The following is a 26,076-nucleotide window of genomic DNA, read 5'->3' as shown; positions in this document are numbered from 1 at the left end:
ACGGGCCTACACCCCCGCCATCATCACGTATTTGATCTCGACATATTCTTCCATGCCGTGACGCGATCCTTCGCGCCCGAGGCCGCTTTCCTTGACGCCGCCGAAGGGGGCGACTTCGGTCGTGATCAGGCCGGTGTTGACGCCGACCATGCCGGATTCCAGCGCCTCAGCGACGCGCCAGACGCGGCCGAGATCGCGGGAGTAGAAGTACGAAGCCAAGCCAAACGGCGAGGCGTTGCACATCGCGATCACGTCGGCCTCGTCCTTGAAGCGGATCACCGGGGCGAGCGGGCCGAAGGTTTCTTCCTGCGCCACCAGCGAGTCCGGCTTGACGTCGGCAAGCACGGTCGGCTCGAAGAAGGAGCGGCCGAGCTCGCTGCGCTTGCCGCCGGTGACGACCTTGGCGCCGCGCTTCACAGCGTCCGCGATGTGACGCTCGACCTTGTCAACCGCTTTCAAATTGATCAACGGGCCCTGCGTGACGCCGCTCTCGGTGCCATCGCCGATCTTCATCGCCGCGACCTTCTTCGACAGCTTCTGCACGAACTCGTCGTAGATCTTGTCCTGGGCGTAGATGCGGTTGGCGCAGACGCAGGTCTGACCCATGTTGCGGTATTTCGAGACGATCGCGCCTTCGACCGCGGCATCGATATCGGCATCGTCGAACACCACGAACGGCGCATTGCCGCCGAGCTCGAGGCCGAGCCGCTTCACGCCGATGGCGGCCTGCTGGTAGAGGATCTTGCCGACCGCGGTCGAGCCGGTGAAGCCGACGAAGCGCACCGCCGGATGCTCGCACAGCACCTTGCCGATCGGCGGCGCGTCACCGGTGATGATGTTGAGCACGCCCTTGGGCACGCCGGCCTTCTCGGCGAGCACGGCCAGCGCCAGCGCCGAGAGCGGCGTCTCGTTGGCGGGCTTCAACACCACGGTGCAGCCGGCCGCCAGCGCCGGCGAAACCTTGCGGGTAATCATCGAGTTCGGGAAATTCCACGGCGTGATCGCGCCGCAGACGCCGATCGGCTGCTTGATCGCGAGCAGGCGCGCATCGGGCCGCTGCGTCGGGATGGTCTCGCCATAGACGCGACGGGCTTCCTCGGCGAAGAACTCGATATAGGCGGCACCGATATCGACCTCGCCGAGCGCCTCGGAGAGCGGCTTGCCCTGCTCGGAGGTGAGGATCAGCGCGAGATCCTCGCGGTTGGCGATGATCAGCTCGAACCATTTGCGCAGGATGTTGGAGCGCTGCTTGGCGGTGTGCTTGGCCCAGGCCGGAAAGGCGCGCTCGGCGGCTTCGACCGCCTTGGTCGTCTCGTCCGCACCGAGCTGCGGAACTTTCGCGAGCTCGATGCCGGTCGCGGGATTGTTCACCGCGAAGACCGGCGAGCCGACCCAGGCGCCGTCGATGTAGCAGGCCTCCTTCAGCAACGACGGATCCTTCAACCGGTCGCGCAGATTGGACGTGGCTTGCGGGGCGCGTGCGGCGGCAGTCGGGGTCATGGCGTTACTCCTCGGGGCGCGATCGGATCGGCCCCGAATATAGGGACAGACGGCGCGCAATGCACCGTCCCGCAACGCACATCTGCTGGGAGTTAAAGTGGCAACGGCGCGGTTATGCCGCGCCACTCATATAGGTCTCGCGCCGGCCGATCATGCGCTCGGCGGCCGCCTTGGCGTCGGCCTTCGAGGACGTCGCGCACGTCCGGTATTCGAGATCGGGAACGTCGGAGGTGTCGCGGCGGCCGAACCAGGATTTCGAGCCCACCGGCAGCAGCGCCAGCGCCTGTGCCAGATTGTCGACGGCGCCGAACGAATAGAGCGCGCCGGTACCGGCGATCCGGACCTCGTAAATGCCAGGCGAAATCGGCGCCTCGAGATTGTCGCCCCGTCCGGGACGGGGATAGCGCTTCCATTCGCTCCAGGTCGAAATCATCTGAGGTCCCCCGCGGCCATGAACGACCGCCAATATTTGCATCAAGTCTTAACGTTGGCCGTCGATTGGCCGCGTGCGGAAACGCCGCAACGCACAAAATGTTTCAAGTGCTTCAAACACGTGAAACATATCGCCAGAGCCCATCCACGGTCACGGTGAGTTGCGGCCATCCACCGCAGATTGTGACGGAGTGTTGCAGTTCAGCCCTCTGCTGTCCTGCGCACGCCGCGGACCGTCAAGTCACGACATCGCGACCGGCGCGGGCATCTGGACGCGCTTGCCGCGCGGACCGTGCAGGAGGACAATCATTCGCTTCCAACAATAATCAAACCGGAGGAAACGCGTATGCAAAGCAAAGCCCAGATCGACGAGATCCTGCGCCAGAAGAGCGACGCCAAGGAGATTCCCGGCGTCGTCGCGATCGCCGCCAGCGGCAACGACGTGATCTATCAAGGCGCGTTCGGCAAGCGCGACCTGTCCAAGCCCGATGCGATGACTGACGACAGCGTGTTCTGGATCGCGTCGATGACGAAGGCGGTGACTTCAGCGGCCGCGATGCAGCTCGTCGAACAGGGCAAGCTGTCGCTGGATGCGCCGATCGGTTCGGTGCTGCCCGACCTCGCCAAGCCGCAGGTGCTCGAAGGTTTTGATGCCAAGGGCGAACCGAAGCTGCGGCCGGCGAAGGGCGCGATCACGCTGCGCCAGCTCATGACCCACACCGCTGGTTTTGCTTACAATGTGTGGAACGGCGATCTCGCGGTCTATCTGGAGAAGACCGGAACCCCGAACATCTTCTCCTGCCAGGACGTCGCGCTGAAGACGCCGATCATGTCTGATCCCGGTACGCGCTGGGAATACGGCATCAACATCGACTTCGTCGGCAAGGCAGTGGAAGCCGTGAGCGGCAAGCGGCTCGATGCCTATCTGCGCGACAATCTCTTCACTCCGCTCGGTATGAGCGACACCGGCTTCAAGATCACCGACAACATGCGCCAGCGGCTGGTCGCCACCCATGCTCGCGGCGAGGATGGATCGCTGGCGCCGATCCCGTTCGAGATCGAGCAGAATCCGGAATTTTGCATGGGCGGCGGCGGCCTTTACGGCACTGCCGGCGACTACATCAAGTTCACCCAGATGATCCTCAACAAGGGCCGCGGCAACGGCAACCAGGTGCTGAAGCCCGAGACGGTCGCGCTGATGGGCCAGAACCACATCGGCGATCTCACCATTGGCAAGATGACGACGGTTGCGCCCATGTACACTAACGATGTCGATCTCTTCCCCGACATCGTGAAGAAGTGGGGGCTGTCCTTCCTGATCAATACTGCCAAGACGCCGGAGGGCCGCAGCGCCGGCAGCCTCGCCTGGGCCGGTCTCGCCAACACCTATTTCTGGATCGACCCGGCGCGCGATGTTTCCGGCGTGATCCTGATGCAGGTGTTGCCGTTCGTCGACGCCAAGTGCATCGAGGCCTTCACGGGATTCGAGCGTGGCGTGTATGCCGGGCTCGATGCGGGCAGCGGGAAGAAGGCGGCCTAACCCCTTAGTATGAGGCGCGCGGCGTCGCGCGCCTTCGCTGCAATGGATAACCTCGTGCCAAGGCCATCGGCTTCAGGCACGAGGCAAGAGCTTTGAGGAGACGAGTTTGGCAGACAACCTGGCTGATAAAGCCGACAGCTATGTTTGCGGCATCTCGGACACGCCGCTGCTCGGCGAAACCATCGGCCGCAGCCTTGACCGCGCCGTGCGGCGCTGGGGCCATCGCGAGGCGCTGGTCTCGCCTAGCCACGGCGTGCGATGGACCTGGACCGAATTCGCCGAACGGGTCGACGCGCTCGCCGCCGGCTTTCTCGCGCTCGGCCTCGAACGGGGGCAGCGGATCGGCATCTGGTCGCTGAACCGGCCGGAATGGACGCTGACCCAGTTCGCCGCCGCCAAGGCCGGCCTGATCCTGGTGACGATCAATCCCGCCTACCGCTTGAGCGAGTTGGAGTTCGCGCTGCGCAAGGTCGGCTGCAAGGCGATCGTCACGGCGACCGTGTTCAAGACCAGTCATTACATTGAGATGCTCAACACGCTGCTGCCGGAACTCTCCGGCGCCAAGCCCGGAAAACTAAACGCCGCGCGACTGCCGGACTTGCGGATGGTGATCCAGATCGGTGGCCCCGCGGCATCAGGCACGATCCCGTTCGAAGAGATCGCTCGCATGGGCGGAGCGCAGCATCGCGAGCAGCTCACTGCACTCGGCGCTGCCTTGCAGTTCGACGATCCCGTCAACATCCAGTTCACCAGCGGCACCACGGGATCGCCCAAGGGCGTGACGCTGACGCACCACAATATCCTCAACAACGGCCATTTCACGGGACGTGCGATGCACCTGACCGAGCAGGATCGCATCTGCATTCCGGTGCCGCTCTATCACTGCTTCGGCATGGTGATGGGCAACCTCGCCTCCGTCACGCTCGGCACGACGATGGTATATCCCGGCGAGGGTTTCGATCCGCTCGCGACGCTGCGCGCGGTCGAGCAGGAAAAGTGCACGGCGCTGTACGGCGTGCCGACGATGTTCATCGCGGAGCTCGATCACCCTGAATTCCCAAAGTTCGACCTGACATCGCTGCGCACCGGCATCATGGCGGGCGCGCCCTGCCCGATCGAGGTGATGAAGCGCGTCAACACCGAGATGAACATGCGCGAGGTCACCATCGCCTACGGCATGACCGAGACCAGTCCGGTCAGCTTCCAGAGCGCGACGAACGACCCGCTCGAACGGCGCGTCTCGACCGTCGGGCGGATTCATCCGCATGTCGAGGTCAAGGTCGTCGATCTCGAGGGCAGGATCGTCAAGCGCGGCGAACGCGGCGAGCTCTGCACCCGCGGCTACAGCATCATGCTGGGCTATTGGGAGGAGAAGGAAAAGACGGCGGACGTGCTGGATGCCAATGGCTGGATGCACACTGGCGATCTCGCCACCATCGACGACGAGGGCTATTGCAACATCGTCGGCCGCATCAAGGATCTGGTGATCCGCGGCGGCGAGAACCTCTATCCGCGCGAGATCGAGGAATTCCTGTATCGCCACCCCAAGATTCAGGACGTGCAGATTTTTGGCGTGGCAGACACCCGCTATGGCGAGGAGCTCTGCGCCTGGATCCGCGTCAGGCCGGGCGAGACGCTGACGGCTGAAGAGGTTCGCGCGTTCTGCGACGGCCAGATCGCGCACAACAAGATCCCGCGCTATGTGGAGTTCGTCGACGAGTTTCCGATGACTGTGACCGGCAAGGTCCAGAAATTCGTGATGCGCGATGCGGTGGAGCAGCGGCTGGGATTGAAGGCGGCGAAGACGGCGTGAGCTGAGTGCTCTCGCCACAGCACGACTGTCATTCCCCGCGAAGGCGGGGAATCCAGTACGCCGCGGCTTCTCGATGAACCACTAAGGTCTCGGAGTACTGGGTCGCCCGGTCAAGCCGGGCGACGACAGCGGAGAATGAGGCGGCGTCGCCTTAAACCGTCAACCCGCGCTGCTGCGCCAGCTCCTTCAGCGACACCTGCGGGCGCGCGCCGATGTGCTGGATCACTTCGGCGGCCGCGAGTGCGCCGAGCTCGCCGCACTGCTTGTGCGCAAGGTTACGCGCGAGACCGTACAGGAAGCCGGCGGCGAAGAGATCACCGGCGCCGGTGGTGTCCACCAGCTTCGCGATCGGTGAGGCCGGCGCTGCGACGGCCTCGGTCGGCGTCACCACCACGCAGCCCTTCTCGCTGCGGGTGACCACGCCGAGACTGACGTCGTTGCGCAGCTGCTTCAGCGCGGTGTCGAAGTCCGAGGTCGTGTAGAGCGAATGCAGCTCGGATTCGTTGGCGAACACGATGTCGACGGTGCCGTTGCGCATCAGCCCGAGGAATTCGTCGCGATAGCGATCGACGCAGAACGAATCCGACAGCGTCAGCGCCACCTTGCGCTTGGCATCATGCGCGATCTGCGCCGCCTTGACGAAGGCGTCCTTGGCGTTCTTGGGGTCCCAGAGATAGCCTTCGAGATAGACGATGCCGGCAGACGCGATCTCGGCCGGATCGATGTCGGCGGGCGACAAATCCTGCGCGGCGCCGAGATAGGTGTTCATGGTGCGCTCGCCGTCGCCAGTGACCAGGATGTAGGAACAGCCGGTCGCAGGGCCGTCTTTCGCAGCGGGCGTATTGAAGGCGACGCCGGCGGCGCGGATGTCGTGGACATAGAGCTTGCCGATCTGGTCGTCCTTGACCTTGCCGACATAGGCCGCGCGTGCACCGAGGCTGCCGATGCCGACGATGGTGTTGGCGGCAGATCCTCCCGAGACTTCGGTCGCCGGGCCCATGTCCTTGTAGATGGCGGCGGCCCGCGCCTCGTCGATCAGGGACATGCTGCCCTTGGTCATGCCGTGCTTGCCCAAAAAGGCCTCGTCCGTCTTGACCAGCACGTCGAACAGCGCGTTGCCGATGCCGAGAACGTCATATTTCACGTCAGCCATTCACCTTGATCCTGTTTGCCGGATTGCGATACCCGCGGAAATCCGCTTCCTGTCGGTCTGAAATCTGGCTCGCGGCCTATCACGACCGGCCCCAAGCGGGCAAGCAACGGTATTATGTCGGCGCAATGATCCGCTCTTTCCTGACAGTTTCAACGGGAACACTGGCCTCGCGGCTGCTCGGCTTTGCCCGCGATTCCATGATTGCCGCTCTGTTGGGCACGGGCGCGGTGGCGGACGCGTTTCTGGCAGCGTTCCAGCTCGTCAATGTGGTGCGACGGCTGCTCAGTGAGGGGGCGCTGAACGCTGCCCTGATCCCGGCCTGGCTACGCGTCCGTGACCGTGATGGCGAAGCGGCCGCTTCCGCCTTCGCGGGACGCGTGCTCGGCACGGTCAGCGCGGCGCTGATCGCGATTTCGATCGTCATCGCGCTTGTGATGCCGCTGATCATCACCGTGATCGCGCCCGGATTTCTGGGTAGCGGCACGCTCGATCTCGCCGTCGCGAACGCGCGGCTGATGCTGCCCTATCTCGCCTTCGCCGGACCTGTCACCGTGCTGATGGGGCTGCTCAATGCCCAGGGGCGCTTTGCACTCACGGCATTCTCGCCGCTGCTGTTCAACATCGCGCTGATTGCGGCCATTGCGATGCTGCTCGTCTGGCATGCCGACGCCGGCTTCGCAGCATGGATGCTGGCGGCGACCGTCGGCGTCGCCGGACTGCTGCAATTGCTGATGCTGCTGTCGCAGCGAAGCGCGCGACTGGCGACGCCGCTGCGGATCAGCTTCGACCAGGAGATGCGCGGCTTTTTCGCCAAGGCAATCCCCGGCATGATCGCAAGCTCGGGCCCGCAATGGCTGATGGTCGCGGGCGCGATCATCGCCTCCGCCACGCCCTCCGCGGTCTCCTGGCTCTATTTCGCCAACCGCCTGATCGAGCTGCCGCTCGGCATCGTCGGTGTCGCCATGGGCACGGTGCTGGTGCCGGAGCTGACGCGCGCGGTGCGTAGCGGCGACCGTGACGCCGTGGCGCATGCGGAATCGCGCGCGCTGGAACTGGCGACCGGGCTGGCGCTGCCCGCGACGCTCGGCCTCGTCGTGCTGGCCGAACCGATCGTGCGACTGTTGTTCGAGCATGGCGCATTCAGCGCGGACGACAGTACGGCCACCGCGCATGCGCTGATGTGGCTGGCGCTGGGCCTGCCGGCGCATGTGCTGATCAAAGCGCTGTCGCCGGCCTACTATGCCCGCAGCGACACGATGACGCCGCTGCTGGCGACCGCCAAGGGCTTTGTGGTCGCGATCGCCCTCGCTGTCGTGCTCGGACACGTCCTTGGCGCGACCGGAATCGCCGCCAGCATCGCGGCCGGCGCCTGGAGCAGTGCGATCTCGCTGCTGCGGAAAGGCACCAGCGAGTTCGGCTTCTCGGTCGATGCGGCCGCCCGCAACCGGCTGCCGCGGATCGTGCTCGCCGCGGCTGCCATGGGCGCCCTGCTCTGGCTGACGACCGGCCTGTCGCCCGCCGAGGCGCACGGGCTGATCCGCTTCATCGTCCTGGGCCTGCAGATCGCGGCCGGAATCGCCGTCTATGGCGTGCTCCTGCAGGTCCTCGGCGCGGCCTCATGGCGCGAGGCGGCTAACGTGCTGAAGCGCCCGGCCCGGACCGAGTCCGAGGCGTGACGCCACCGAATTACCCTTGACGGGGCAGCGCCGCTGTTGGAAACGACGGCCGAATACCTTCCAGGAAGACTTACCATGGCATTCGTTGAACGGGTCTTTTCGGGCGTCCAGCCGACCGGCAATCTGCATCTCGGCAATTACCTCGGCGCGATCGTCAACTTCGTGAAGATGCAGGAAACCCACAACTGCATCTATTGCGTCGTCGACATGCACGCGATCACGCAAGGCGTGGACGTCTGGGGCGGACCAGTCGAGCTCGCGCGCAACACCCGCGAGGTCACCGCGGCGTTCATCGCGAGCGGCATCGATCCGAAGAAGCACATCGTGTTCAACCAGAGCCAGGTCTCCGGCCACGCCGAGCTCGCCTGGATCTTCAACTGCGTCGCGCGCATGGGCTGGCTGGGCCGCATGACCCAGTTCAAGGAGAAGGCCGGCAAGGACCGCGAGAACGCGTCCGTTGGCCTCTTCGACTATCCCGTGCTGATGGCCGCCGACATTCTGCTGTACCGCGCCACCCACGTTCCGGTCGGCGAGGACCAGAAGCAGCATCTCGAGCTCTCGCGCGACATCGCGCAGAAGTTCAACAACGACTTTGGTGACTCGATCCGCAGCCTCGGCGCCAATGACGGCCTGTTCTTCCCGCTGCCGGAACCGCTGATCACGGGACCGGCGACGCGCGTGATGAGCCTGCGCGACGGCACCAAGAAGATGTCGAAGTCGGACGCCTCCGACAATTCGCGCATCAATTTGACCGACGACGCCGACACCATCGCGCAGAAGGTGCGCAAGGCGAAGACCGACCCCGAGCCGCTGCCGTCAGAGGAAAAGGGCCTGGAAGCGCGCCCCGAGGCCGACAATCTCGTCGGTATCTTCGCCGCGCTCTCCGGCCGCTCCAAGGCCGACGTGCTCAGAGAATTCGGCGGCGGCCAGTTCTCCAGCTTCAAGAATGCGCTGGTGGATCTGTGCGTGACAAAACTCTCGCCGATCGCCGGCGAGATGAAGCGCCTCGTCGCCGACCCCGGCCATATCGACGCGATCCTGAACGATGGCGCCGACCGGGCCCGCGCCATCGCCGACGAGACCATGAAGCTCTCGAAGGACATCGTCGGCTTCATCCGCCGGCGCTGATTCCCCGCATTTGCGAGACCCGGCCGGCGCCCACWGCGCCGGCCGCTTCTCCTCTCCCCAAGCGTGAGGGAGTGTGGCAGCATGCCGTCCGTGCACATTCCGGGACATGCATGACCAGCAAGCGACTTTGCTTCGAGCCGGGTCACAAGCCCAAATGCCTCGTGATCGTCGATGACACCGCCGAATGGGATCGCGCGGTCTACTATGCCAGCCGCTGGGCGATCCGCGCCGGCGGCGGCGTGGTGATGCTGCGCATCATCGAGCCCGAGCAGCAGAGTCAGGAATGGCTCGGGGTGGCCGAGATCATGCGCGCCGAGGCTCAGGAGGCGGCGGAAGCCGCGCTCGACCGCGCCGCCGGCCGCGCCAACGGCATCGCCGCGATCACGCCGGAGCGGGTGATCCGCGAAGGCGATGCAATGGAACAACTGCTCGCCGTGATCGACGAGGACCCTGACATCGCCATGCTGGTGCTCGCCGCCAATCCCGGCGCGGAGGGTCCGGGACCGCTGGTCTCGCTGCTGGCGCATGAACTGGGCACGTTCCCGGTGCCGGTGACGATCATCTCGGGCGCGCTGAGCGATGGAAGCGTGGATTCGCTGTCGTAGACGTCCCTATCTGGACTGCGGCCAACCAGATATCCGTCATGCCCGGGCTTGTCCCGGGCATCCACGTTCTTGGCGCCACGCAGCAAGGCGTGGATGGCCGGGTCAAGCCCGGCCATGACGGCGCGGGAATATTAAAGTGTCCTAACCCGCTGATATCGCAACGAAACGTCCTACCCACCCCTTGACCGTGCGTTCCCCGTCGCCATCTGCTACTGGATAGCTTGCGCGCCGGCCTTGAACCGGCGACGTCTGGAGAAAACCATGTTCATTCAAACCGAAGCCACCCCCAATCCCGCCACGCTGAAGTTCATTCCCGGCCGCGTCGTCGTCGACGGCGGCCCGATGGAATTTTCGAGCCGCGAATCGGCCACGCGCTCGCCGCTGGCCGAAAAGCTGTTCGACGTGCCCGGCGTCACCGGCGTGTTCTACGGATCGGATTTCATCACCGTGACCAAGGCGAACGGTGAATGGCAGCAGCTCAAGCCCGCGATCCTCGGCGCCATCATGGAGCACTACATGTCCGGCGCGCCGTTGCTCGCCGATGGCGCGGCTCCAAGCGATGCCGAGCTCGACGACGAGGATGAGTTCTTCGACGAGTCCGATGCCGAGACGGTCGACATGATCAAGGATCTGATCGAGACCCGCGTGCGGCCCGCGGTCGCCAATGACGGCGGCGACATCACCTTCCGCGGCTTCAAGGACGGCATCGTCTATCTCAACATGAAGGGCTCATGCGCCGGCTGCCCGTCGTCGACCGCGACGCTCCAGCACGGCATTCAGAATTTGCTGAAGCATTTCGTGCCCGACGTGGTCGAAGTCCGGCCGATGTAGGCGAAGTGCCGTAGGGTGGGCAAAGGCGCGCTTGCGCCGTGCCCACCATGCAATCATCGCGAAAAGAAGAGGTGGGCACGCTTCGCGTTGCCCACCCTACGAGATCTCTCCTACGCCGCCTGGCCGATGCTCGCCGCCTCTTCCGCGGCCTTGCGCATGCTCGCCGACATTTCGCTGGTGACGGTGCTCTGCTCCTCGACGGCGGCGGCCGTTGACGACACATATTCGCTGACGCCCTCGATCGCGCCCCGGATCGCCCCCAGCGCGGCGACCACGTCGACCGAGATGCCGTTCAGATTGCCGATCTCCTGCTCGATCCGGTCGGCGGCCTGCTTGGCCTGATTGGCGAGGTTCTTCACTTCAGATGCCACCACGGCAAAGCCGCGACCGGCCTCGCCGGCGCGCGCGGATTCGATGGTGGCGTTCAGCGCCAGCAGATTGATCTGACCGGTGATGCTGCCGATCAGCTGCACGATCATGCTCATCGACTCTGCCGCCTGAGTCAGCCGCTGCGCCTGATGGTCCGCCGCCTCGACCCGATCGACCGCGGTCGATGCGGTCTCGCGCGAGCGCGTCATTGCTTCGGCAATCTCGCGCACCGAGGCGTTGAGCTCCTCGGCGCCGGCGGCGACCGATTCCATCATGTCGCGCACCTTCTCGCTGCGCTTGCGCGCGATCACCTGGGCGGTGGTGTCGGAGGCGTATTTCACGACCTTGAACGGATTGCCGTTGAGGTCGCGGATCGGGTTGTAGGAGGCCTGAATCCAGACCTGCCGGCCGCCCTTGCCGATTCGCTGATATTCGCCGGACTGGAATTCACCGGCGTTCAGCCTGGCCCAGAAGGCCCGATAGGCTTCGCTGTCGCGCTCGTCAGTGCCCACGAACATGCTGTGATGCTTGCCGACGATCTCGGACAGCGTATAGCCGAGCGCGCCGAGGAAGTTTTCGTTGGCTGTCAAAACCTTGCCGTCCATGCTGAACTCGATCACGGCCTGCGACTTGCCGATCGCCTCGATCTGCCCGGCGAAATTCGCATTCGACAGCTTCTGCGCACTGACGTCGGTCGCGAACTTCACCACCTTGAACGGCTTGCCGGTCTCATCGAGGATCGGATTGTAGGAAGCGAGAATCCAGACCTCCTTGCCGCCCTTGCCGAAGCGCTTGTATTCGCCGGACTGGAATTCGCCGCGGCCGAGCTTGGCCCAGAATTCGCGATAGGCTGCGCTATCGCGCTCACCTGCCCCCACGAATATGCTGTGATGCTGCCCCTGGATCTCGTCGAGCCGATAGCCCACCGTGCTCAGGAAATTCTCGTTGGCGGTGATGATGGTGCCGTCGAGATTAAACTCGATCACCGCCTGGGCGCGGCCGATCGCGGAAATCTTGCCGGCATCTTCGAGGCTGCGGATCTTGCGCGCGGTGATGTCGGTCGCGAACTTGACGACCTTCACCGGTTTGCCGGCTTCGTCGATGATCGGATTATAGGACGCTTGGATCCAGATCTCGCGACCGCCCTTGCCGAGCCGCTTGTATTCGGCTGATTGATATTCGCCGCGGCCGAGCTGCGCCCAGAACTCGCGATAGGCCGCGCTGCCCCGCTCCTCCGGCATCACGAACATGCTGTGGTGCTTGCCGGCGATCTCGTCGAGCCGGTAGCCCATCGCGTCCAGGAAATTCTGGTTGGCCGTGATAATGGTGCCGTCGAGATTGAATTCGATGACCGCCTGCGACTTGCCGAGTGCAATGACCTGAGCCAAAGCCTCCCTAGCCGAAGAACCGCTTCGCCAAAAAGACATAAATGAACCCTTCCAAATGACCGAACAGGCGCGGCTTGATCTGCCAAAGCGCCCCGTCTGAGTCGTCGTTGACTCACTCTCCCGCCCGTTGACGGTGTCATTGGTTTGCTAATGATTACTTAAAATGCCAACATTTCAACCACTTAGCTATCTCTAAGGTTGCAAATTGATGCATCCGCATCGAAAATGGGGAGCGAAAATTTTGTCGCCTTCGCGTCCACGTAGAATTACGGGGCCGATCGTGCGCCGGTCGAGAAATCAAACTTGGACTGGTTCGACCGCGGCTCGACCGACTAAGCTGATTCGATGCTGATCCTTGCCATCGATACCGCGCTGGAAGCGTGCGCGGCTGCCGTTCTCGACACCGACGCCGGCCAGCTGCTTGCGGAGGAATCGCTTCTGATGAAGCGCGGCCACGCCGAAGCGCTGATGCCGATGATCGCGCGCGTGATGCAATCGGCCGATCTTGCCTTCACCTCGCTCGACCGCATCGCCGTCACCGTCGGCCCCGGAAGCTTCACGGGCCTGAGGGTCGGCATTTCGGCCGCGCGCGGCCTTGCGCTTGCGGCGAAGCGGCCCGCGGTCGGGCTGACGACGCTTTCGGCCTATGCCGCCACCGTCGTCGGCCAGAGCGGAACGGCGCCGGTGATCTCGGCGATCGATGCGCGGCACGATCACGTCTACTTCCAGATCGTAGCCGGCGACGGCAGCCCGCTGGTGCGGCCGAGCGTCGTGCCAATTGACGCGGCGATCGCGGCCTCGCAATTCGGTGCGCCGCATCTGGTCGGCAATGCCGCAAAGATCCTCGCCGGTCGCTGGCCGAAGGACGGTCCGCAACCCGTTGCGGTCGACGCGCAGCCCGCGCCCGACATCGGCTGGGTCGCCTGGCTCGGCGCCGCGGCCAATCCCGAAACCACGCCGGCGCGGCCGTTCTATCTGAAGGCGCCCGACGCAAAGCCGGCCGCACAGCCACCGCTCGCCGCACAAGCCGCAACCTCATGATGAGATGGCTTTCGGAATGGTGGCGCGGCGGCACKGCCGCCGTCGAGCCGGCCTCCACGCGCGACGCCGCGCGGCTGGCGCAGCTGCACGGACAATCCTTTGCCCACGGCTGGGGCGAAGGCGAGTTCGAGGGCATGATCGGCGAGCGCAACACGCTCGTGCACCGATTGCGGCTCGGCCGCAAGACAATCGGATTCGCGGTCTCGCGGATCGGCGCGGACGAAGCGGAAATCCTCTCCATCGCGGTCGACCAGGCTCACCGCGGCCGCGGGCTGTCCGGCACGCTGCTGATGACGCATCTCGGCCACCTCGCCGGGCGCGGCGTGCGCACAATATTTCTCGAGGTCGAGGAAAATAACCAGCCGGCGCGGCGGCTCTACGATCGGGCCGGATTCATGGTGGTCGGGCGTCGCGAACGCTACTATAAGCAGCCCAACGGGGAACAATTGAACGCACTTCTGATGCGACGTGACTTGTCGTAACATTGATGGCAGAAAGCGCCCCCGTCAGGCAGACACACTATGACTGGACTTAAACCTTCCTCCGCCTCCAAGGCGACCGGCATCGAGGCTCGCTGCGCCGCCACCGGCATGCGCATGACCGAGCAGCGCCGCGTCATCGCCCGCGTGCTGGCGGAATCGGTCGACCACCCCGACGTCGAGGAACTTTACCGGCGCTGCGTCGCCGTCGACGACAAGATCTCGATCTCGACCGTGTATCGCACCGTCAAGCTGTTCGAGGATGCCGGCATCATCGAGCGCCATGATTTCCGCGAGGGCCGCGCGCGCTACGAGACGATGCGCGACAGCCATCACGACCACCTCATCAATCTGCGCGACGGCAAGGTGATCGAGTTCACCTCCGAGGAGATCGAGAAGCTGCAGGCGGAGATCGCCCGCAAGCTCGGCTACAAGCTGGTCGACCATCGGCTCGAGCTCTATTGCGTTCCGCTCGACGACGACAAGCCGACGTCTTAAGTGGCATGATCTTGTCGGAAAACCGCTCCACACTTTTCCGGATCATGCCCTCGTGCCTATAGATCTCATCATCTTCGATTGCGACGGCGTGCTCGTGGACAGCGAGGTGATCTCCTGTCGCGCACATGCCGATGTGCTCACGCGGCACGGCTATCCCATCACCTCGGAGCAAGTGCTGGTCCGCTTCCTCGGCGTATCCGAGAAAGACGCGCGGCGGATGGTCGAACAGGAAATCGGCCACAACCTCCCCGACGATCTTGAGAGCCAAGTGAATGCGGCCACGCTGCAATTTTACGCCAGCGATTTGCAGCCGATCACCCACGTGGCCGCGGCGATTGCCGCAATCGATTTGCCGAAATGCGTTGCATCGAGCGGCACGCCGGAGAAGATCCATCACGGCCTGACATGCGCCGGGCTCTACGACCTGCTCGCCCCGAACATCTTTTCCGCAAGCCAGGTCGCACGCGGCAAGCCCGCACCCGATCTGTTCCTGTTTGCCGCCGAACGGATGAAAGCCGCGCCTGAACGGTGCGTCGTGATCGAGGACAGCGTCCCCGGAGTGACCGGCGCGCATGCCGCAGGGATGAGCGTGCTGGGCTTTCACGGCGGCAGCCATTGCCCGCCGGGTCACGCCGAGAGGCTGCGTGCCGCAGGCGCCGGATTGACGTTCGACGATATGCGGCACTTGCCGGAGCTGGTCCGGCGGGTCGCGGGGAACACCCTGGCGGGCTGATTTCGGCCTCGTCGTCATTCCCAGGCACGCGCAACCCGCGTGAACCCGGAATCTCGCGCCAAAACCTCTGAATTCCAGGTTCTCCCGCTTTGCGGGCGCCCCGGAATGACCCCGCGGGGTGTCAATCGCTGGATTTTCGTCCCTCCAGCCTATATCTGAGGGGCGTCCTCCACCTCAATTCCGGGTTCCATGACGCCGCCGCGCAAGCTGCACATCAAATCATATGGCTGCCAGATGAATGTCTACGATGCCCAGCGCATGGTGGACACGCTGGCTCCGGAAGGATTCGTGGAGACGGCCAACGCGGAGGATGCCGACCTCGTCATCCTCAACACCTGCCATATCCGCGAGAAGGCCTCCGAAAAGGTCTATTCCGAGCTTGGCCGGCTGCGGGTCGCCAAGGAAGAGGCCGCGCGCGGGGGCCGGGCGATGCAGATCGCGGTGGCGGGCTGCGTGGCGCAGGCCGAAGGTGGGGAGATCACGCGCCGTGCGCCGGTGGTTGACGTCGTGGTCGGCCCGCAGAGCTATCATCACCTTCCGGAGCTTCTGAAGCGTGCGCGCGACGAAGGCCGTGCGATCGAGACCGAGTTTCCTGCAGCCGACAAGTTCGGCTTCCTGGCCCAGCCAAAGCCCGATGCGATCCGCGCGCGCGGCATTTCCGCTTTCGTCACGGTGCAGGAAGGCTGCGACAAGTTCTGCACCTTCTGCGTCGTGCCCTATACGCGGGGCTCGGAAGTGTCGCGCCCCGTCGCGAAGATCGTCGATGACGTGAAGCGGCTGGCCGACAACGGCGTGCGCGAGCTCACGCTGATCGGTCAGAACGTCAACGCCTATCACGGCGAGGGACCGGACGGAAAAGCCTGGCCGCTCGGCCGATTGCTCGAACATCTCGCGAAGATTCCGGGCATCGCACGGCTGCGCTATTCGACCAGCCATCCCCGCGATGTCGATGACAGTTTGATTGCAGCCCATCGCGATCTCGGCGAGCTGATGCCGTTCGTGCACCTGCCGGTGCAGTCGGGTTCGGACCGGATTCTCGCCGCCATGAACCGGAAACATACCGCCGATGATTATCGGCGTGTCATCGACCGTTTCCGGTCAGCGCGCCAAGACATTGCTTTTTCATCAGATTTTATCGTGGGATTCCCCGGCGAAAGCGAGCAAGATTTTCTCGCCACCCTCGCGCTTGTCACGCAAATCGGCTACGCTGCCGCATATTCGTTCAAATACTCCGCCCGGCCGGGAACGCCGGCCGCGGATATGCAGGAGACGGTGTCCCCCGCCGAGATGGACCAGCGATTGGAGCGGCTCCAGGAACTGATCGACAGCCAGCAATCGGCCTTCAACAAGGCCGCGATTGGCTCAACGGTCGATGTGCTGTTCGAGCGTCCGGCCCGCAAGGAGGGCCAGATCGTCGGCCGCACTGCCTTCCTCCAGCCTGCGCATGTGATGGCCTCGCCCGACATCATCGGACAGATCCTGCCGGTCCGGATCGACAGCCTCGAACGCTATAGTTTCCTCGGTGAGCTCGTGACGCCGCGTAACGCGCGCGAGCCCGCTTTATCGCAAGCCATTGGAGCCTGAACCCTTGCCAAAAAGCGCATCGGATTCGTCTTCGTTCGCTCCCAGCCGCAAATTTGACCGCGACATGCAAGTTCCGCCCGAGACCCAGGTCGTCATCGACTTCGACGACAACCGCGCCGCATCCGCGCTGGTCGGCCCCTACGGCCAGCATCTCGCTCAGATCGAGCGGCGGCTCGGCGTCGTGGTCGACTCCAAGGGCAACCACATCACCATCGGCGGCACGCGTGACGGCTGCGACGCCGCGCGCCGCGTGCTGGAGACACTCTACGCGCAGGCCGTGAAGGGGCAGGATCTCGACCAGGGCGAAGTCGAAGGCGCGATCCGCGCCGTGATCGCACAGGGCTCGCTGTTCGAATTCGACGCCAAATCGGCCAAATCCACCTTCGACAGCATCAATTTGCGCAAGCGCCCGGTGCGCGCACGCACCGCCGCGCAGGATTCCTACATCCGCGCGCTGAAGCGCCACGAGCTGGTGTTCGGCATCGGCCCCGCCGGCACCGGCAAGACCTGGCTCGCGGTCGCGCATGCCGCGCAGCTGTTCGAGCGCAAGGAAGTCGACAAGATCATCCTGTCGCGTCCGGCGGTCGAGGCCGGCGAGCGGCTTGGCTTTTTGCCCGGCGATCTCCGCGAGAAGGTCGATCCGTATCTCCGTCCGATCTACGACGCGCTTTACGACCTCATGGACGCGCGCATCGTCGAGCGGGCGCTCCAGACCGGCGAGATCGAGATCGCGCCGCTCGCCTTCATGCGCGGCCGCACGCTGACCAACGCCGCGATCATCCTGGACGAGGCGCAGAACACTACGTCGATGCAGATGAAGATGTTCTTGACCCGTCTCGGCGAGAACAGCCGCATGATCGTGACCGGCGATCCCTCGCAGATCGACCTGCCGAACGGCCAGACTTCGGGCCTTGCGGAAGCGACGCGCCTGCTGGGCGGCGTCGAAGGTATTGCACAAGTTCATTTCAAAGCCGAGGACGTGATCCGCCACGAGCTCGTGGCACGAATCGTCTCTGCCTATGAGGGGCAGCCGCAGCGGCCGGCCGCCGGTAAATCCTGACGAGACAACAGCCGGACCATATGGGCGCGGACGCAGGCGCCTTTTCGTTCCGAACAAAGACAATGTCACATCCAAACCTTCCCATGACCGAGGTCCTCGTCGTTGCCGATTGCTGGCAGCGCGAGCCCGATTCCGAAGCGGTGATCCAGCGTGCGGTGGCGGCCGCCGCCGAGAGTGTCGACGAGGACGTTGCCGACGCCGAAGTGGCCGTGATGCTGACCGATGATGCCGGCATCCGCACGCTCAACAGCAACTGGCGCGGCATCGACAAGCCGACCAACGTGCTGTCGTTCCCCGCGCTCCAGCCGGAGGGCGAGTGGAAGGAAGGCGATGCGCCGCGCATGCTCGGCGACATCGCGATCGCCTACGAGACCATGCGGCGCGAGGCGGACGAGGAACAGAAGCCGTTCGATCATCATTTGAGCCATCTCGCCGTGCATGGTTTCCTGCACCTGGTCGGCTACGACCACGAGAACGATGGCGACGCGGAGGAGATGGAAGCGCTCGAACGAGAGATCCTGTCTCATCTCGGCATACCCGATCCCTATGCAGACCGCCCGGGGACGCATTGAGATGCCCGATTCCGACCCTATTCACGACAATCCGCGCAATACCGCCAATTTGCCGGTCGTGGTGACATCAGGCGAGGTGATGCGGCCGACCGCGGAAGGCTGGCTGCTGCGTGCCATTCGCACCCTGTTCGGCTGGAAGGCGGGATCGGTGCGCGACGATCTCCAGGTCGTGCTCGATGCCACGACGCCCGACGACACCGGCTTCTCGACCGTCGAGCGCACCATGTTGCGCAACATCCTCGGTCTGCACGAGCGCCGCATCGCCGACGTCATGGTGCATCGTGCCGACATCATCGCGGTGAAGCGCGACATCCCGCTCGGCGAGTTGATGGACCGCTTCGAGAGCGCCGGTCATTCGCGCCTCGTCGTCTACAACGAGACGCTGGACGACCCCGTCGGCATCGTCCACATCCGTGATCTGCTCGCTTTCATGACCGCGCGCGCACGGGTGTCCGAGGCCACGAAAACCAAGCGCAAGAAGCCGCTGCCGGCCGGCCTCGACCTGCGTACGGTCGACCTGGCGTTACCGCTGCAGGATGCGCGCATCATCCGCAAGCTGCTCTACGTGCCGCCGTCAATGCGGGCGATCGACCTGCTGGCGCAGATGCAGGCCACGCGCATTCATCTGGCGCTGGTGGTCGACGAATATGGCGGCAGCGACGGACTGGTTTCGCTCGAGGACATCGTCGAGCAGATCGTCGGCGAGATCGACGACGAGCATGACAGCGACGAGCCGCCCTCGATCGTGCGCCTGCCCGACAACGCCTTCATTGCAGACGCCCGCGCCAGCCTCGACGACGTCCGCACGGTGATCGGCGAGGATTTCGTCACCGGCGAGGCGGGTGAGGAAGTCGAGACGCTCGGCGGCTATCTCGTCAGCTTCGTCGGGCGCCTGCCGGTGCGCGGCGAGGTGATCTCCGGCCCCGGCCATTACGAGATCGAGGTGCTCGATGCCGATCCGCGCCGCGTCAAGCGGCTGCGCATCTCGACACGGAAGGAGCGTCCTGCGCCGCGTACCCAGCGCGAGAGCCGCCGCCGCGAAGCCACGCCGGAGAGCGGCCAACCGCCTTCCAGCGACACGCCCGTCCCGCCGCCAAGCGACGGGACCGGTTCGCAGTGAGCCCGTTCCAGCGGTTTCGGCAGATTGCGCTTGCCATCATCCTCACCTGGGGATGGAAGCGTGCGCTCATCGCGATGGGATGCGGTGCGCTGTCGGTGCTGGCGCTGGCGCCATTCAATGTCTTTCCGGTGCTGTTCATCACCTTCCCGGTGCTGGTCTGGCTGATCGACGGCGCGGGCGCCGGACGATATCGCGGCGTCCCCGCCGCGGCACTGACGGGCTATTGGTTCGGGCTCGGCTATTTCGTCCCCGGCCTCTACTGGATCGGCTACGCCTTCTTCGTCGACGCCGATGTGTTCGCGTGGCTGACACCGTTCGCCGTGCTTGGCTTGCCGGCCTATCTCTCCATCTTCACTGCGATCGGATTCGCGCTGGCCCGCCTGCTCTGGACCAAGGATGCCACGCGCATCCTCGCGCTGGCCGCAAGCCTCACCATCGCCGAATGGCTGCGCGGTCACGCATTGACCGGCTTCCCCTGGAACGCGTTCGGCTATGCCCTGTCCGAGCCGCTGCCGCTGGCGCAGACGGCGTCGCTGATTGGCCTGTGGGGCATGACATTCCTTAGCATCGCGATCTTCGCAAGCCCCGCGGCTCTGATCGACCGTACTCCCGATCGCCGCCCGGCATGGCGCGCGCCGGCGGCTGCGATTGCTCTTCTGATTGTCATGAGCATCTTCGGCGCGATCCGGCTGTCGCTGCATCCGACCACGATGGTCGCGGGCGCGAAGCTGCGCCTGATGCAGCCGGACCTCCAGCAGGACGCGAAATTCAACTACGCCGCCAAGGCGGAGGTGATGAAGAAATATCTGGCGCTGTCGGACCGCGCCTCGGGGCCGCAATCCACCGGCGTGCGCGATGCCACCATCCTGATCTGGCCGGAATCCGCCTTTCCGTTCTTCCTGACCCGCGAAGCCGACGCGATGGCGCAAATCGCCGAGCTGCTGCCGAAGGGCACGGTGCTGATTACTGGCTCGGTCCGCGCCCCCGACCTGCCGCGGGGCACGCCGATCACGCGCGCCTATAATTCGATCTACGTGATCGATCACGACGGCAGCGTGCTCTCGGTCTACGACAAGCTGCACCTCGTGCCGTTCGGCGAATTCCTGCCCTACCAGGACCTGATGGAGAAGCTCGGCTTCGAGCAACTCACGCGCGTGCGCGGCGGATTCATTCCGGGCAGCGTGCGACATGCGCTATCGGTGCCCGGCGCGCCGCCCGCGCTGCCGCTGATATGTTACGAAGCAATTTTTCCAGGCGAGGTCGCCGGCCGCAATGAGCGTCCGGGCTGGATCGTGAATCTCACCAATGACGGCTGGTTCGGCATATCGACCGGTCCCTATCAGCATCTCGAGCAGGCCCGGATGCGCGCAATCGAGCTCGGATTGCCGCTGGTCCGGTCCGCCAATACCGGCGTGTCAGCGGTGATCGATCCGGTGGGACGAACCGTTGCCAGCCTCGGCCTCGGCGTCGAAGGCATTTTGGATGCAAACCTGCCCGCCGCAATTCCGCCGACCGTCTATGCGCGGGTGGGCGACGTGCCCGCAGCCATGCTCGTTGCGCTGGCCGTGTTTCTGGCGGTCCGCCGACGTGTTGCCAAACGGCACCCCTGATCACGCCTCGCGGCCGCCGCGACCGGAATCCTTTGACAACCGTAGTCCCACGGTTGACAGACTGCACGCGCCCTCCTCATTCTGCACCGGCTGCAAAAGACAGTGGGCGTTGCTAAATTTCTCCGCAATGTTTCCCAATAACAGGGTTTGATTTTGACGCTGCTGGCACCGGAGGCATTCTTGTGATTGCGCCGAAGGTGATGTTTGGAGGCTGAGGAAATGTCGAAAGCGCCCAACCCTGTTGACAAATATGTCGGCAGCCGCGTGCGTATGCGCCGCATCATGTTGGGCATGAGCCAGGAAAAGCTCGGTGAAGCTTTGGGCCTGACTTTCCAGCAGATCCAGAAGTACGAGAAGGGCACGAATCGCGTCGGCGCGAGCCGCATCCAGCAGATCGCCGAGATTCTGCAGGTGCCGGTGTCGTTCCTGTTCGAGGGCGGACCGAGCGGCGTGGCCGGCCCGGACGGCTTCGCCGAAGGCGCCTCGCCTTCCTATGTCTCGGACTTCCTCGCGACCTCCGAAGGTCTCGCTCTGACCAAGGCGTTCACCCGAATCACTGATTCGAAGATGCGCCGCTCGATCGTCGATCTTGTCGAGCAGATCGCCGCCCGCGAAGGTCCCGACAAACGCTGACGCGACGGCTCAATCCGATTTGAGACTGCGTCAAATCTGGCCTATGTCGTCATTTGCGGGCGCGTTTTTGGTGCGCGCCCTCTTCGATGATGCGGTTCAAAGGCACAGATGCGTTCATGACCAAGTCCAATTGGTTCGATTCACAAACTATTCTCGATGGCATCCGTCGCTGGGTGGAGATCGAGACGCCGACGGACACACCTGAACAGGTCAACAAGCTGATCTCCGTGGTCGCGGAGCAATACCGCGATCTGCCGGTTACGCTCGAGCGCGTCGCCGGCGTCGATGGCTGCGGCGATCATCTCGCTGCACGCTCGACCTGGGGCCAGGACCGGCCGGGCATTTTGGTGCTGAGCCACCTCGATACCGTTCACCCGATGGGATTCATCGAGCGCCTGCCGTTCAAGGTCGAAGGCGACAGCGCGTTCGGTCCCGGCATCTACGACATGAAGGGCGGCGCCTATATCGCCCATCACGCCTTTCGCGCGCTCTGCGCCGCCGGCGACCGCTCGCCGCTCGGCATCACCCATTTGTTCACCTCCGACGAGGAGATCGGCAGCCCGACCTCGCGCGCGCTGATCGAGGCGGAAGGGCGCAAGGCCAAATACGTGCTTGTGACGGAGCCCGCGCGCGACGGCGGCAAGATCGTCACCGGACGCAAGGGCGTCGGACGATTCGAAGTATTCATCAAGGGTGTGCCCGCACATGCCGGCACGAGGCCCCAGGATGGCCGCAGCGCGATCCGCGAGCTTGCCAACGTCATCCTGGCGCTGGAAGCGATGAATGATCTGGCACGCGGCGTTACGGTGAATGTCGGCGTGGCGCGCGGCGGCACGCGCCCCAACGTCACGCCGGAGGAGGCCTTTGCCGAAGTCGACCTGCGCGTGCCGAGCTTTGCCGACGCGGAAGAGTTCGTCGGCAAGATCCTCGGGCTGACGTCGAAGACGGATGGCGTCACCGTCAAGGTCACGGGCGGGCTCAACCGTCCACCTTATGAGAAGAGCAATGCAGGCGCCTCGCTGTACGAACACGCGAAGTCGCTTGCCACCGAGATCGGCTTCGAGCTGATCGACACTCACACCGGCGGCGGCTCGGATGGCAATTTCACCGCCGCCCACACCGCAACGCTCGATGGACTCGGCGTCGACGGCAAGGGCGCACACACCCATTATGAGCAGATCTACCTCTCGTCGCTCGAACCGCGCGCGCGGCTGCTCCATCGCCTGTACCAGACGCTGCGATGAGCGAACGAAAATCAGATCCCGATCGCGATGATAGCGAGCGCGCCTTCTTCGGGCGCCGCAAGGGCCACAAGCTCAGGCAGCACCAGGCCGAGCTGATCGATCATCTACTGCCGCATCTTTCACTCGACATCGAGGGCGAGAAGCCGGCGAATGCCAATGAGATCTTCGATTCCGCGGCCGACGATGTGCGGCTTGAGATCGGATTCGGCGGCGGCGAGCATCTTGCGGCCGAGGCCCAGAACTTCGCCACGACCGGCTTCATCGGCTGCGAGCCCTATGTCAACGGCATGGCAAAGATCCTCGCGCAGATCGAGGCCACCAACATCGGCAACATCCGTCTGTTCGCAGGCGATGCCGCCGAGCTGCTGGCCTGGCTGCCGCAGGCATCGCTGTCGCGGATCGACCTGATCCATCCCGATCCCTGGCCGAAGCGGCGGCACTGGAAGCGGCGCTTCGTCCAGGACCGCACCATCGCCGCGATGGCACGCGTGCTGAAGGCGGGTGGCGAATTCCGTTTCGTCTGCGATATCGACGATTACTGCGCGTGGACGCTGATGCATCTGTCGCGGTCGACGGATTTTCAGTGGCTCGCCGAATGCGCCGATGATTTCCGTCGGCCATGGGACGGCTACACCATGACGCGCTACGGCAGGAAGGCCACGCGCGAAGGGCGCAAGACCACGTATCTGCGGTTCAGGCGCGCATAGATTCTTCGCGCGATCCATCGATAATCGTCATGCCCGGGCTTGTCCCGGGCATCCACGTACTTTCCTTCTGTGGGCAGCAAGAACGTGGATGGCCGGGACAAGCCCGGCCATGACGACGAAGATCCGTACTTTGATTAGATCGTCTGGCGGTTGCGCCAGAATTTCACGACGCGCTCGGCCGTTGACGGCATCAGGCGCGTGAAGTTCACGCGCGCCTGCTCGAGATCGGCATCGGCCGGCGTGCGATGCGGGCCGTACCACATCAGGATCAGCGCGCGCACCGTGGGCCAGCCGAGATTGAGCACGCGCCCCAGAATGAGAATCGGATCGTAGCGGTCGCCCGCGACCAGGCGATCGAGGATCGAGAGGCGGACACCGGACATCGCCGCGAGCGAGGCGATCGATTCCTCGTATTTGAGCGCCTTGGCGAAGCCGAGCAGCGCGCTCTCGCCGAGATGACCCTCGCGATGCAAGGTCAGCACCGTGCGCTGTGCATCCGAGAAATCGCGGCGCGGCCCCGGCGGCAGCGCGGCCTCCTCGATCGCCGCCATGGCGCGCTTGATCTCGACCTGGCGCACGGGATTGACCACGCTCGAGAGGCGGCGGCGGATGACGTCGAGCGTGCCGTCGAGCAGCTGTTTCAGGTGCTCGCCCGAGAGATCGTTGCGCTGGCCGATCTTGAGCGTCAGCACGCCGTCCTGCGACGCACGCTTGATCAGCTCGGAATAGCTGCCTTGCGAGAACTCCGCGCCGGCATTGCCCGCGGCGCGACGCACCACGTCGCGATCGCCGCGCTCGACCAGCACGTCGGTGATGGCGGCCGACAGTGCGGGGCGCTCGGTCATCGCTAGCAGATGGCCCTGACCCTTCAGCCGCGCGATCTCGACGAGAGCGGCGTCGTCGAGCACCGGCGAGCGGCGCAGCACAGGACCCGCCACCATGATCTCGTTTTCGCGCGCGAGCTGGCTCACCAGATGCGGCGGCGCATTGTTCAGGCGCGAGAAACGCTCGGCGAGGTCGACGCGCGAGGCAAGCTCGGCATGCGGAACGAGATCGATCAGCAGATTGTCGAAGAGATCGACGAGATCAGGACGGAGCTTCTCGGCGTCCTGGAAGAACAGTTGGGCGATGGCGCGCGCGATCTCGCCGCGACGCCGGGGGTCGCCGCGTTTGACGATCTCGTCCAGTCCGGGAATGAGCGACGTGGCAGCGGTCATGAAAACGCAACTCGTACAGGGCACGCCGCGGGTGCGCCCTTGGTCCAAGTCGCCCCACAATCAGGGAATTTAGGCCTGCTAGATGAAGGAAGCGTTGCGCGGGGGGCCACAGGCCGGGCGCAAAAAGCCTCGTCTTTCCCGCGATGGGCCTTGTCCGGGAGGACGGAAAGGGCTATATCAGCGCCAATTCATCTTCTCATACGATCCGCGTAGTGAGAGTGGGCCCGAAAGGACCCGCTCTTTTTTATTACCTGAACGCGGCTTGGTGGAAGATATGCGACCCGGCGAGCTGCCGGGATAAAGAGTTCCGAAACAGGCTCTGCAGATCCTAACCTGTTCAAGTCCTTAACCAAGCCTTAACCATCGAGCGCCTTGACCCCTGATATGACCGAACCGAACACTGGTTCCACGGATGCCGAGTTGCTGGCCGAGCCGAGGCTCGTGGTCGAGCCGGGCGTGGCGGCACGTGTGTCTGCGGTCGCAGGTCCGGTGCTCGAGGGCATGGGCTACCGCCTGGTGCGGATCCGCATCTCCGGCGAGGCCGGCTGCACCGTGCAGATCATGGCCGAGCGGCCGGACGGCTCGATGCAGCTCGAGGATTGCGAAGCGATCTCGCGGGCGCTGTCGCCCGTGCTCGACGTCGCGGACCCCATCGACCGCGCTTATCGGCTGGAAATCTCCTCGCCGGGGATCGACCGTCCGCTGGTGCGCCGCTCGGATTTCGAGCGCTATTCCGGCTATCTGGTGAAGATCGACATGGCGGTCGCCCATGAGGGGCGGAAGCGGTTCCGTGGCATGCTTGGTGCCGTCGAAGGCGACCGCGTGCACCTGCATCGCGACGACGTCAAGGCGAACGATAATCCCGACGTTCTCCTGACGATGGAAGACATCGGTGAGGCACGCTTGGTGCTGACCGACGAGCTGATCGCGGAATCCATGCGCCGCGGCAAGGCCGAGGAGCGCCAGATGCGCCGCGATCTCGGCATCGAGCCGCCGGCTGCACCGCACGCGGAAATCAGTGCGAAGATCACCAAGAACACCAAGCCGCAAAAAAAGAAGCCGGCACCGACCAATACGAAGAAGCACCGCCTGGCCGCCGAACGCGCGCGGCGGGGCGAGATCGAGCCTGACGAAGGAGACTAG

Annotated in this window: 24 protein-coding genes; 19 read left to right on the top strand and 5 right to left on the bottom strand. The window is 64.5% G+C overall.

Going from position 1 to position 26,076, the window contains the following annotated elements:
- Positions 1-6: 6 nt before the first annotated feature.
- Positions 7-1,500 (bottom strand): NAD-dependent succinate-semialdehyde dehydrogenase, encoded by a 1,494-nt coding sequence (locus AC1DW2_RS14265; protein WP_441497342.1) that lies wholly within the window; start codon positions 1,498-1,500, stop codon positions 7-9.
- 112 nt (positions 1,501-1,612) lie between these two features.
- Entirely contained in the window at positions 1,613-1,933 is a 321-nt protein-coding gene (locus AC1DW2_RS14260) for a hypothetical protein (protein WP_028150598.1), read from the bottom strand.
- A 345-nt stretch (positions 1,934-2,278) separates the two neighbouring features.
- On the opposite strand from AC1DW2_RS14260, the gene AC1DW2_RS14255 reads away from it, so the two are divergent.
- Both AC1DW2_RS14255 and AC1DW2_RS14250 read left to right on the top strand, forming a co-directional pair.
- On the top strand, positions 2,279-3,472 hold the full coding sequence (locus AC1DW2_RS14255; protein ID WP_441497343.1) for a serine hydrolase domain-containing protein: 1,194 nt from the start codon (positions 2,279-2,281) through the stop codon (positions 3,470-3,472).
- A gap of 118 nt (positions 3,473-3,590) precedes the next feature.
- A complete protein-coding gene (locus tag AC1DW2_RS14250) occupies positions 3,591-5,285 on the top strand; it encodes an AMP-binding protein (RefSeq protein WP_441497371.1) in 1,695 nt (564 codons plus the stop codon).
- Positions 5,286-5,436: 151 nt separating this feature from the next.
- Here the strand turns inward: AC1DW2_RS14250 and AC1DW2_RS14245 are convergent, their stop codons facing one another.
- Entirely contained in the window at positions 5,437-6,438 is a 1,002-nt protein-coding gene (locus tag AC1DW2_RS14245) for an adenosine kinase (RefSeq protein WP_441497344.1), read from the bottom strand.
- A 125-nt stretch (positions 6,439-6,563) separates the two neighbouring features.
- Here AC1DW2_RS14245 and murJ point away from each other — a divergent pair, with 125 nt between their 5' ends.
- The 4 genes from murJ to AC1DW2_RS14225 all read left to right on the top strand — a co-directional run bounded on the left by murJ (position 6,564) and on the right by AC1DW2_RS14225 (position 10,678).
- The gene (gene murJ, locus AC1DW2_RS14240; RefSeq protein WP_441497345.1) at positions 6,564-8,114 is read left to right on the top strand and encodes a murein biosynthesis integral membrane protein MurJ; all 1,551 of its coding nucleotides are present in this window, start codon (positions 6,564-6,566) and stop codon (positions 8,112-8,114) included.
- A 75-nt stretch (positions 8,115-8,189) separates the two neighbouring features.
- Positions 8,190-9,242 (top strand): tryptophan--tRNA ligase, encoded by a 1,053-nt coding sequence (gene trpS / locus AC1DW2_RS14235; RefSeq protein ID WP_085405057.1) that lies wholly within the window; start codon positions 8,190-8,192, stop codon positions 9,240-9,242.
- A gap of 110 nt (positions 9,243-9,352) precedes the next feature.
- Entirely contained in the window at positions 9,353-9,847 is a 495-nt protein-coding gene (locus AC1DW2_RS14230; RefSeq protein WP_063980124.1) for a universal stress protein, read from the top strand.
- Between the two features lie 261 nt (positions 9,848-10,108).
- On the top strand, positions 10,109-10,678 hold the full coding sequence (locus AC1DW2_RS14225; protein ID WP_028150592.1) for a NifU family protein: 570 nt from the start codon (positions 10,109-10,111) through the stop codon (positions 10,676-10,678).
- A gap of 110 nt (positions 10,679-10,788) precedes the next feature.
- Here the strand turns inward: AC1DW2_RS14225 and AC1DW2_RS14220 are convergent, their stop codons facing one another.
- Positions 10,789-12,474, bottom strand: coding sequence for a methyl-accepting chemotaxis protein (locus AC1DW2_RS14220; protein ID WP_441497346.1), 1,686 nt, complete (start codon positions 12,472-12,474; stop codon positions 10,789-10,791).
- Positions 12,475-12,780: 306 nt separating this feature from the next.
- Between AC1DW2_RS14220 and tsaB the strand changes: the two genes are divergently transcribed.
- The 12 genes from tsaB to trmB all read left to right on the top strand — a co-directional run bounded on the left by tsaB (position 12,781) and on the right by trmB (position 23,716).
- A complete protein-coding gene (tsaB, locus tag AC1DW2_RS14215) occupies positions 12,781-13,476 on the top strand; it encodes a tRNA (adenosine(37)-N6)-threonylcarbamoyltransferase complex dimerization subunit type 1 TsaB (RefSeq protein WP_441497347.1) in 696 nt (231 codons plus the stop codon).
- Positions 13,473-13,958, top strand: coding sequence for a ribosomal protein S18-alanine N-acetyltransferase (gene rimI / locus AC1DW2_RS14210; protein ID WP_441497348.1), 486 nt, complete (start codon positions 13,473-13,475; stop codon positions 13,956-13,958). Before tsaB ends, rimI begins: the two co-directional genes overlap by 4 nt.
- 39 nt (positions 13,959-13,997) lie before the next feature.
- Positions 13,998-14,453, top strand: a complete 456-nt coding sequence (locus AC1DW2_RS14205) for a Fur family transcriptional regulator (protein ID WP_028150589.1) — start codon at positions 13,998-14,000, stop codon at positions 14,451-14,453.
- Between the two features lie 52 nt (positions 14,454-14,505).
- A complete protein-coding gene (locus AC1DW2_RS14200) occupies positions 14,506-15,186 on the top strand; it encodes an HAD family hydrolase (protein WP_441497349.1) in 681 nt (226 codons plus the stop codon).
- Positions 15,187-15,375: 189 nt separating this feature from the next.
- Complete coding sequence (gene miaB, locus AC1DW2_RS14195; RefSeq protein WP_166064333.1) at positions 15,376-16,770, top strand: tRNA (N6-isopentenyl adenosine(37)-C2)-methylthiotransferase MiaB; 1,395 nt, start codon at positions 15,376-15,378, stop codon at positions 16,768-16,770.
- 64 nt (positions 16,771-16,834) lie between these two features.
- Positions 16,835-17,830: a PhoH family protein gene (locus AC1DW2_RS14190; protein WP_063980131.1), complete on the top strand. Its 996-nt coding sequence runs from the start codon at positions 16,835-16,837 to the stop codon at positions 17,828-17,830.
- A gap of 83 nt (positions 17,831-17,913) precedes the next feature.
- Positions 17,914-18,402, top strand: coding sequence for an rRNA maturation RNase YbeY (ybeY, locus tag AC1DW2_RS14185; RefSeq protein ID WP_223153827.1), 489 nt, complete (start codon positions 17,914-17,916; stop codon positions 18,400-18,402).
- A 1-nt stretch (position 18,403) separates the two neighbouring features.
- A complete protein-coding gene (locus AC1DW2_RS14180; protein WP_063980132.1) occupies positions 18,404-19,522 on the top strand; it encodes a hemolysin family protein in 1,119 nt (372 codons plus the stop codon).
- Positions 19,519-21,132, top strand: coding sequence for an apolipoprotein N-acyltransferase (gene lnt / locus AC1DW2_RS14175; RefSeq protein WP_135214074.1), 1,614 nt, complete (start codon positions 19,519-19,521; stop codon positions 21,130-21,132). Before AC1DW2_RS14180 ends, lnt begins: the two co-directional genes overlap by 4 nt.
- Positions 21,133-21,351: 219 nt before the next feature.
- Positions 21,352-21,765 (top strand): helix-turn-helix domain-containing protein, encoded by a 414-nt coding sequence (locus AC1DW2_RS14170; protein ID WP_008131807.1) that lies wholly within the window; start codon positions 21,352-21,354, stop codon positions 21,763-21,765.
- An 86-nt stretch (positions 21,766-21,851) separates the two neighbouring features.
- Positions 21,852-23,009 (top strand): M20 family metallopeptidase, encoded by a 1,158-nt coding sequence (locus AC1DW2_RS14165; protein WP_135214073.1) that lies wholly within the window; start codon positions 21,852-21,854, stop codon positions 23,007-23,009.
- A complete protein-coding gene (trmB, locus tag AC1DW2_RS14160; protein ID WP_477006368.1) occupies positions 23,006-23,716 on the top strand; it encodes a tRNA (guanosine(46)-N7)-methyltransferase TrmB in 711 nt (236 codons plus the stop codon). The genes AC1DW2_RS14165 and trmB overlap by 4 nt, the downstream gene beginning before the upstream one ends.
- A 134-nt stretch (positions 23,717-23,850) precedes the next feature.
- On the opposite strand, the gene AC1DW2_RS14155 is transcribed toward trmB, so the two are convergent.
- On the bottom strand, positions 23,851-24,933 hold the full coding sequence (locus AC1DW2_RS14155; protein ID WP_135214071.1) for a DUF2336 domain-containing protein: 1,083 nt from the start codon (positions 24,931-24,933) through the stop codon (positions 23,851-23,853).
- 384 nt (positions 24,934-25,317) lie between these two features.
- Between AC1DW2_RS14155 and rimP the strand changes: the two genes are divergently transcribed.
- A complete protein-coding gene (gene rimP / locus AC1DW2_RS14150; RefSeq protein ID WP_063980137.1) occupies positions 25,318-26,076 on the top strand; it encodes a ribosome maturation factor RimP in 759 nt (252 codons plus the stop codon).

The sequence above is a fragment of the Bradyrhizobium sp. P3_C3 genome (genome assembly GCF_056402655.1).
Note: the sequence above shows the minus strand (reverse complement) of the source record. Positions and strands in the feature narration are given on the sequence as shown.